The sequence below is a fragment of the Streptomyces sp. NPDC060198 genome, from assembly GCF_042728415.1.
Taxonomy (GTDB): domain Bacteria; phylum Actinomycetota; class Actinomycetes; order Streptomycetales; family Streptomycetaceae; genus Streptomyces.
Window position 1 is genome coordinate 1 of the sequence record NZ_JBHWZJ010000303.1, and the last position, 8,275, is coordinate 8,275.

The 8,275-nt window shown below is 71.5% G+C and carries 8 protein-coding genes; 5 read left to right on the forward strand and 3 right to left on the reverse strand.

Going from position 1 to position 8,275, the window contains the following annotated elements:
• The first annotated feature begins 154 nt into the window (after nt 1–154).
• The 5 genes from ACFWEP_RS27185 to ACFWEP_RS27205 all read left to right on the forward strand — a co-directional run bounded on the left by ACFWEP_RS27185 (nt 155) and on the right by ACFWEP_RS27205 (nt 4,444).
• On the forward strand, nt 155–520 hold the full coding sequence (locus ACFWEP_RS27185) for an STAS domain-containing protein (RefSeq protein WP_387373784.1): 366 nt from the start codon (nt 155–157) through the stop codon (nt 518–520).
• Between the two features lie 199 nt (nt 521–719).
• Nucleotides 720–1,607 carry a SigB/SigF/SigG family RNA polymerase sigma factor gene (locus ACFWEP_RS27190; RefSeq protein WP_387373786.1) on the forward strand — a complete coding sequence of 296 codons (888 nt, stop codon included), beginning with the start codon at nt 720–722 and terminating at the stop codon, nt 1,605–1,607.
• A gap of 85 nt (nt 1,608–1,692) precedes the next feature.
• The gene (locus tag ACFWEP_RS27195; protein ID WP_387373788.1) at nt 1,693–2,703 is read left to right on the forward strand and encodes an ATP-binding cassette domain-containing protein; all 1,011 of its coding nucleotides are present in this window, start codon (nt 1,693–1,695) and stop codon (nt 2,701–2,703) included.
• A complete protein-coding gene (locus ACFWEP_RS27200) occupies nt 2,700–3,959 on the forward strand; it encodes an ABC transporter transmembrane domain-containing protein (RefSeq protein ID WP_387373790.1) in 1,260 nt (419 codons plus the stop codon). Before ACFWEP_RS27195 ends, ACFWEP_RS27200 begins: the two co-directional genes overlap by 4 nt.
• A complete protein-coding gene (locus tag ACFWEP_RS27205) occupies nt 3,848–4,444 on the forward strand; it encodes an ATP-binding cassette domain-containing protein (protein WP_387373792.1) in 597 nt (198 codons plus the stop codon). Before ACFWEP_RS27200 ends, ACFWEP_RS27205 begins: the two co-directional genes overlap by 112 nt.
• Before the next feature lie 260 nt (nt 4,445–4,704).
• Here ACFWEP_RS27205 and ACFWEP_RS27210 read toward each other — a convergent pair whose 3' ends face one another.
• From ACFWEP_RS27210 to ACFWEP_RS27220, 3 genes are all read right to left on the reverse strand, one after another.
• Complete coding sequence (locus tag ACFWEP_RS27210) at nt 4,705–5,523, reverse strand: ECF transporter S component (protein WP_387373794.1); 819 nt, start codon at nt 5,521–5,523, stop codon at nt 4,705–4,707.
• Nucleotides 5,520–7,190 (reverse strand): ABC transporter ATP-binding protein, encoded by a 1,671-nt coding sequence (locus ACFWEP_RS27215; protein ID WP_387373795.1) that lies wholly within the window; start codon nt 7,188–7,190, stop codon nt 5,520–5,522. Before ACFWEP_RS27215 ends, ACFWEP_RS27210 begins: the two co-directional genes overlap by 4 nt.
• Nucleotides 7,187–8,275, reverse strand: a 1,089-nt coding sequence (locus ACFWEP_RS27220; protein ID WP_387373797.1) for a CbiQ family ECF transporter T component, incomplete at its 5' end; no start/stop codon positions are given. The genes ACFWEP_RS27220 and ACFWEP_RS27215, both read right to left, overlap by 4 nt.

The window sequence follows — 8,275 nt, forward strand, 5'->3', positions numbered from 1 at the left end:
GCCCGGTGAACGTTTCCACCCACAACGCCTCAGCCCGCAACACCCCACCCATACAGGAGAAATACCCGAAGCGCAGGCTTCTGCAACACGCTTTAGGACCCAAGCCCCCGCCGGGGCGCAGGACGGTACCGACGAGCAGGTTGCAGAGGGAAGTGTGTCAGAGAACAGCGACATCGCCCGGGCAGGCCGACTGACCGCCTGCGAGACACGCGCGAACGGGATCAGCGTGATCACGCTGACCGGTGAGATCGACGACCACACCGGCATCCTCCTCACGCAAGCGCTCGCCGCCCCCCGCGAAGCGGGCCTCCACCGCATCGTGGCGGATCTCGGCGCAGTCACCTTCATGGACTCCACCGGCATCAACATTTTCCTCGCCGCCCACCAGACCGCCCACGCCGACGGCGGCTGGCTACGCCTGGCAGCGGCCGGCGACGGGGTGCTGCGGATGCTGCGCATCGTCGGCGTCGACTCCGTGATCGGCCTCCACCAGGACGTTCCCGCGGCTTTGAAGGGCTGACCACTCGCCAGGGGGCTGTCCGCCGTACCGCCCGGGTCGAGCTCCGATGGAGCAGCCCCGCTGTTGCCGGACTGCCGACTTCGCCGCCGACGGTCAGTCATGTCCAGGTGTCCGGGTGAGTGTTCGCCTGAGCCGGGGGCAGGGGGAAGGGCGGACGGGGTAGCGCGCGAGGAAAGGCAGACCCATGACAGTGACGCCAGTGAGCACCACCACCCCGTCCGGCACGGTGACGGAGTCCGAGACTGCGAACTGGGCACGGCCACACGCCGGGACGCGGGACCTGCCGTGGGTGGAGGATGCGGGGAAGGTCGCACCGAAGGACGCGAGGGCTCTCTCGAAGCTGTTCTTCGACCGCCTTCAGACGGTGGAGGAGGGGACCCGCGAGCATCAGTACGCGCGCAATACGCTGATTGAGATGAACCTGTCGCTGGTCCGCTTCGCGGCGCAGCGTTTCCGCAACCGCGGGGACGGTGATCTGGAGGACATCATCCAGGTCGGCACGATCGGCCTGATCAAGGCGGTTGACCGCTTCGACCTCTCGCGGGAAGTCGAGTTCGTCACCTTCGCCATCCCTTACATCGTCGGTGAGATGAAGCGGTTCTTCCGTGACACCACCTGGGCCGTCCACGTACCCCGGCGGCTGCAGGAACTGCGCGTCGAGCTCGCGAAGGCAAAGGAACACCTGGCTTCCCAGTTCGACCGCGACCCCACCGTCACAGAACTCGCGGCCCACCTGAAACTCGACGAGGACGAGGTGCTCGAAGGTCTGGTCGCCGCCAACGGCTACACCGCCGGCTCTCTCGAAGTTCCCGCCGACGCCGGCCCCGGCGCCCAGGGCCGGCGAAGCTACGCGGACGTGGTCGGCGAACACGATCCCGCGATGGAGATGGTCGAGAACCTGCACACCCTCGCCCCTCTCCTGACGCAGCTCGACGACCGCGAGCGCCTCATCGTCCAGATGCGCTTCGGCGCGGAAATGACCCAGGCCCAGATCGGCATGGAACTCGGGCTTTCCCAGATGCACATCTCCCGCCTGCTCACCCGCATCATCGGCAAGCTCCGGGCCGACATGAGCGTCGGCGCCTGACGCACCGCCCGGACACCGAACGCCGCTGAGGGCTTGCGGGGAGTCAAGGTGTTGCTTCCCTGCAAGCCCTCAGCCTCGACCTTTCGTGACGGTCCGCTGGTTCTCCGACCAGCCGGTACCGCCGAGCGAGCCAGGAGACCCTCGTCGGCGCCCGGCGCAACGCGGGCCTGCTGGGGAGGTTCCTCGTGGGCTCGGGCATGGTCACCGGCACGTTCGTCGCCGCGGTGGTGGGGCTGGCGGGCTGGCTCGCCGTGGACGGACAGCTCAGCATCGGCGGGCTGATCACCGCCGTCGGCCTCGCCCAGGCACTGCTGCCGCAGATCCAGGCGATCGCGAGCACGTCCGTCCCCAACCTCGCCGGCGGCCGCGCCTCGTCCGTGCGGGTACTCGGCGTACTGCGGGACAGCGGCACGCCGACCGCTGGACCCGGCGTGGCTCCCCGGCGGGAGGTCACCACCGCGCTGCCGGAGCTGGACGTACGGGTACCGGGCGTCTCCGGGCCCGGCGTGACGATCCGGGTCGAGCCCGGCGAGCTCGTGGGCGTACGCGCCGACGACCCGACCGCCGCCCGAGTCGTCGAGGCGCTGCTGGACCCGCGGGCCCAAGGAGGGGTCGAGGCGCGGCTCGACGGGACAGCGACACAGAACCTCTCCCCCGTCGAGTACCGCTCCCGGGTCACGGTCGCACCGCACCGCACCGCACCACACTGTTCAGCGGCACCCTCCGCGACAACGTCGCCGTCGTCGCGGACTCGCCCGCGCGGGTGGACGCCGCCGTACGAGCCGCCGCCTGCGGCGACTTCGCGGCCGACCTCGACGTCCCGGTCGGCGAGGGCGGCAACCGGCTCTCGGGCGGCCAACGCCAGCGGGTGGCGCTCGCCCGTGCCCTCGCGAGCGACGCCCCGGTGCTCGTACTGCACGACCCGACCACCGCGGTCGACTCGGTCACCGAGCACGCGATCGCGGGCCGGCTGCGCGGTGTCCGGGCAGGCCGCTCGACGCTGCTGATCACCTCGGCCCCGGCGCTGCTCGCCGTCTGCGACCGTGTCGTCGAACTGTCCGACAACGTACCCGCGACCTCAAGGACGGCTCAGTGAGCGGCATTTCCGTCGTACCCGGGACCACCGCTTCCGATGCCGGACAGCCCGGACTGCCGGTGGCGAGCGGGCGCGAGACGGTCAGGGAGGTGTGGCGGCTCAGCCACGGGTACCGGCTCCGGCTCGCCGCGACCGAGGTGCTGGGGATCGTCAGCACCGGCGTCGACCTGGTCGTCTCCGTGGCGATCGGATCCCTCGTCGACCATGTGCGGGCCGGTACCGCGAGCCTCGCCACCGTGCTGACGACCACGGTCGTCATGACGCTCTCGGCAGTCCTCGGTGCCGCGGGCACCGCGCTGACCATCGTGCTCGCCACCCGCGTCTACCACTCCCTCGTCGCCGCGCTGCGCGAGCAGTTCGTGGGCCGCGCCATGACGCTCCCGCAGCACCTCGTCGAACGCGCCGGTACCGGAGACCTGATATCCCGGTCCAGCGACGACGTCACCGCTGTCGCCGACGCCGCCCCCGCCGTGATCCCGGTGCTCACCGTCACCGCCTTCACCATCCTCGTGTCGCTGGGCGGGCTCGCTGCACTGGAATGGCCCTACGCGGTCGCTTTCGCCGTCGTGCTGCCGGTCTACGCGCTGGCCGTGCGGTGGTACCTGCGCGTCGGCCTGGGGGTCTACCGCGCCGAGCGCACGGCGATGAGCGCGCGCGCCCAGCAGATCCACGAGTCCCAGCGCGGCTACGCCACCGTGCTCGGCTTCGGGCTCGGCGAGCAGCGGCACCGGGCCGTGATGACGGACTCCTGGCGCGTCGCGACGCGGTCCCTGCGCGCACGCACCGTGCTGAGCATGCTCAACGCCCGGCTCAACCTCGGCGAGTGCCTGAGCCTGGCCGCCGTACTCGTCGTCGGCTTCGTCCTCATCGACCACGGCGCGTCGACCGTCGGCGGCGCCACCACCGCCATGCTCCTCGTGCTGCGCCTGCTCGGTCCGGTCAACCAACTGCTGCTGGTCATCGACACCCTCCAGTCCGCCCTCGCCTCACTGAGCCGCATGATCGGGGCCGCCACGATTCCGCTCAGCCCCCCGGGCGCCGGGCCACGAGCACCGCCCTCCACCTCGACGAGGTCTCGTTCCGTTACGGCGAGGGGCCACGGGTACTCGACGACATCACCCTCACCGTCCCGTCCGGTCAGCACGTGGCCGTCGTCGGCGTGTCCGGGGCGGGCAAGACCACGCTCGCCGGAGTCGTCGCCGGCACCCACCTGCCCGAGGCAGGGCGGGTGGCCCGCCCCGGCCGTACCGCGATGATCACCCAGGAGATCCACGTCTTCGCAGGCACCCTGCGCGACAACCTCACCCTCGCCGCGCCCACGGCCACCGACCACGACCTCCACGCAGCACTGGAAGCCACCGGAGCCGCACCGCTCCTCGATCTTCTACCCGACCGGCTGGACACCCCGCTGGGTGTCGGCGGACACCCCCTCACCGACGCACAGGCGCAACAACTCGCCCTCGGCCGACTGCTGCTCACCGACGCCGACCTGGTGATCCTCGACGAGGCGACCGCCGAAGCGGGCTCCACCGACGCCGGACAGCTCGACCGCGCCGCCGACGCCGTCCTCGCCGGGCGCACCGCGGTCGTGGTCGCGCACCGCCTCTCCCAGGCAGCGACCTGCGACCGGATCATGGTCATGGAACGCGGCCGGATCGTCGAGACCGGCACCCACGGAGAGCTGGTCGACGCCGGCGGTGTCCACGCCGGATTGTGGGCCGCCTGGGAGGCCACCCGGTAGCCGTCGTATGACCGAGGCAGGATCAGCCACAGCCTGCAGAGCGTGTCGTCCGTTCTGCCCGGGGCCGACAGAACGAAGGTACTGACGGTCGTGGCACATCGAGTGCCTCGGTACGGGCTGCGTGAGCGCGGTCAGGTGGGGCCGCCCTCGCTGATCGGCAGAACCGTCCGAACGGCATCTTCACCACGCGCCCATGGACACGGGCTGGACGGCCCGATGCATCGTCGTACAAGTCGAAACCGGTACCTCACCAGCGGCGACTAGTCGGCCGGCCGCGGGCCGGTGCGGGGGAAGCGGACGGGTGCCTGGAAGCGGGCGCGGCGGGCGGCTCGGCGGAAGGTGGTGAGGACGGCGGGGCCGGCGAGCAGGATGCAGACGAAGTTGGTGACGGCCCGCCCGGTGTCCCAGCCGAGTGAGGTGGCGAGGTCGAAGGCGAGGTAGCGGTGCCACTGCTCGGTGAAGGGCAGGCCGGGGAGGTAGGCGATGGAGCTGTCGGGGTCGAGGGAGAACGGCCAGAAGGACAGGTTCAGCAGGAAGCCGAAGAGGTAGCCCGAGGCCGATCCGTAGGCGGCGAGCATCAGGACCTCGCGGCGCCCGGTCGCGCGCGGGAGGAAGCCGGCGAGCATGCCGACGAAGGCGCAGCCGAACATCTGGTACGGCATCCAGGGGCCGACGCCCCCGGTGATGAGCGCGGAGGTGAAGAGGGAGGTGCAGCCGAGGGTGAAGCCGAAGCCGGGTCCGTAGACGCGGCCCGCCAGGACGAGGACGAAGAAGACGGTCTCGATGCCCGCCGTTCCGGCGCCGAGAGGGCGCAGGGCCGCGTTGACGGCGGACAGTACACCGAGCATGGCCAGCGCCTTGGAGCTGATGCCGCCTTCGGCGATCTCGGAGAGCACCACGCAGAGCACGAGGACGAGGAGGACGCCGAAGATGAGGGGCGGGGCGTAGTTCGAGCCGAACTTTCCGGGGGCGACGACGAAGGGCCAGAAGAAGGCGACCACCCCGAGGAAGGCGGCGAGGGCGATGACCAGCGAGACGCGGGTGGTGAGCCGGATCGCCGTCGCGTTGCCGGTGCTCATGTCGGGTCCTCTCCGTCGCGGGTGGTCGGGGCGTCGGCTGCGAGGGCGGCGGTCACCTGGTCGACGGTGAGGAAGGGCAGCGGTGCGAGGATCTTCGCGGTCTGCGGGGCGAACACCGGTGAGGCGACGATGACTTCACTGGTGGGTCCGTCGGCGACGACGTCGCCTTCGGCCATGACGACGACCCGGTCGGCGGTGCGGGCCACGAACTCGACGTCGTGCGTGGAGATGACCACGGTCCTGCCCTCTTCGGCGAGTGCGGCCACGATCCGGGTCAGTTCGGCCTTGGCCCGGTAGTCGAGCCCGCGGGTGGGTTCGTCGAGGAGCACGACCCCTGGAGCGGCGGTGAGTTGTATCGCGAGGACGAGGGCGAGCTTCTGTCCTTCGGACAGGTCCCGGGGGTGGGTCGCGCCGTCGATGCCCGGGGCGAGTCGGTCGAGGATCGCCCTCGCACCCGACACCTCCCGTCCTCCGGTGGACTCGCGGTCGGCCTGGTCGAGTTCCTGCTCGACGCTCTCCAGGTACAGGAGGTCGGCCGGGGTCTGCGGTACGAGGCCGACGAGCCGGCGGGCGTCGGCGGCGGGCAGGGTGTGCGGATCACCGGAGGCGTCCTCGCCGGGCGCGGTGACCCGTACGGTTCCGGCCCGGCGTGGGCCGGAGCCCTGGAGCGCCCAGAGCAGGGAGGACTTGCCGGAGCCGTTGCGGCCCATCAGGGCGGTGATCTCCCCGCTGCGCAGGTCGAGGTCGACGCCGCGCACGGAGGGGACCCCGTGGTAGGTGACGGTGACGCCGCGCGCGGTCAGCAGGACGGGGTTGCTGGATGAGGGGGCGGGGCGGACCGGGGTGGGGGTGACGCCGGTGAGCCGGGTGCGCAGCGGGGCGGCGGCGCGGCGGGCGTCGCGTACGGACAGGGGGAGCGGGTTCCAGCGGGCGGCGCGGGCCAGTTCCACGAGGGGCGGGGCGATGGTCGAGGTACGCAGGATGTCTGCCGGCGGTCCGTGGACGAGGTGCCCGTCGCCGGGGAGGTGGACGACGCGGTCGGCGTACTGCACGACGCGCTCCAGGCGGTGTTCGGCCATGAGGACGGTGACGCCGAGGTCGTGGACGAGCCGGGTGATGGCCGCGAGGACTTCGTCGGCGGCGGTGGGGTCCAGGGCGGAGGTGGGTTCGTCCAGGACGAGGACGCGGGGGTGCGCGGTGAGGACGGAGCCGATGGCCACGCGTTGCTGCTGGCCGCCGGAGAGTTCGTACAGGGCGCGGTGGCGCAGGTCGGCGAGGCCCAGCAGGTCCAGGGTCTCTTCGACGCGTTTGCGCATGACCGATGGTGCGATGGCCAACTGCTCCATCGCGTAGGCGAGTTCTTCTTCCACGGTGTCGGTGACGAAGCCGTCGAGCGGGTCCTGGCCGACGACGCCGACGACGTCCGCGAGCTCTCGGGGCGGGTGGGTGGCGGTGTCTCTGCCGTCGACGGTGACGCGGCCGTAGAGGGTGCCGCCGGTGAAGTGCGGCACCAGCCCGTTGACGGCGCCCAGGAGGGTGGACTTGCCGACGCCGGTGTGGCCGACGACGAGGCAGAGTTCGCCCTCTTCGACGGTGAGGTCGACCTCGCGCAGAGCGGGTTGGGCGGCGTCGTCGTACGCGACGGTGACCTGGTCGAAGGTGATCACGTGGCTCCGGTTTTCTCGGTGTTCTGCGGGGCTGCGACCGGGTGATGGTGGGGCGGGGTCGGCGGTGGTGCGAGGAATCCGGCGGTTCCGGCGAGCAGGATCGCGGCGGTCGGCACCAGGGGCAGGGTGGGCCAGCTGAGTGGGTAGATCGAGGGGTTGAGCTCGGCCGCGTCGTAGCCCATGTTGCTGAAGAGGAGGACGGCCGAGAGGACTCCCGTCGCGGCGACGGCCCATTCGGGCAGCAGCCAGGGGTCGGGGCGGTAGGTGGTCCGGGTGACTCTGCGTCCGCCCAGCCGCAGACCGGCCACGCACAGCGCGGCTCCCGCGGTCATGGCGGGCAGGCCGAGGAAGCGGGGGGCGGTCGCGTCGAGGAGCCCGTAGGCGCCGGTGCACAGGCCGCACATGCCCAGGAGCATGAGTGCGCCGGTGATCCGCCGGGAGCGGCGGGTGGCGGTGCCGGCGCGGCCGTAGCCCCGGGAGTCCATGCCGGCCGCGAGCCGGAGGGACCGTTCGAGGGCGTCCTCCAGGACGGGGACGACGATGCCGCGCAGTGCCTTGAGTCCCTTGTTGCGCCCGGCGCGGAGTCTGCGGGCGCGGGCGACCCGTTGCACGCTCTGGACGAGTTGGGGGGCGACGCTGATGGCGACGGTGACGGCGACGCCGAGTTCGTGGAGCGCGCCGGGCAGGATGCGCAGCGCGCGTTTGGGGTTGGCGAGGGTGTTGGCGGCGCCGACGCAGCACAGCATGCAGGCCAGGCGCAGTCCGTCGGTCGCGGCCGAGAGGACCGCCTCCAGCGATACGGGGCCGCCGAGCTGGATGCCCGCGTACCAGTCGGGGGTGGGGATGTGCGGGAGGGAGAAGAGGAAGTGGTCGTGCGGGGTGATGCCGGTGGCGAAGACGGCCCGGAACACGACGCGGATCACGACGACGGTGAGGGCGAGGTAGAGGTAGTACGTGAAGCCGCGGGCCCAGGGGGCTTCGGTGCGGCGCGCGGTGACGACGTAGCCGAGGACGGCGAGGACGAGGAACAGCAGCAGCGGGTTGTTGGTGCGGCTCACCGCCGTCGCCAGGGCGAGGGCCCAGAC

Bases quoted from the DNA above. Each gene is read 5' to 3' on its own strand.
- ACFWEP_RS27210 (WP_387373794.1), bottom strand. From the start codon at position 5,523: ATGAGCACCGGCAACGCGACGGCGATCCGGCTCACCACCCGCGTCTCG.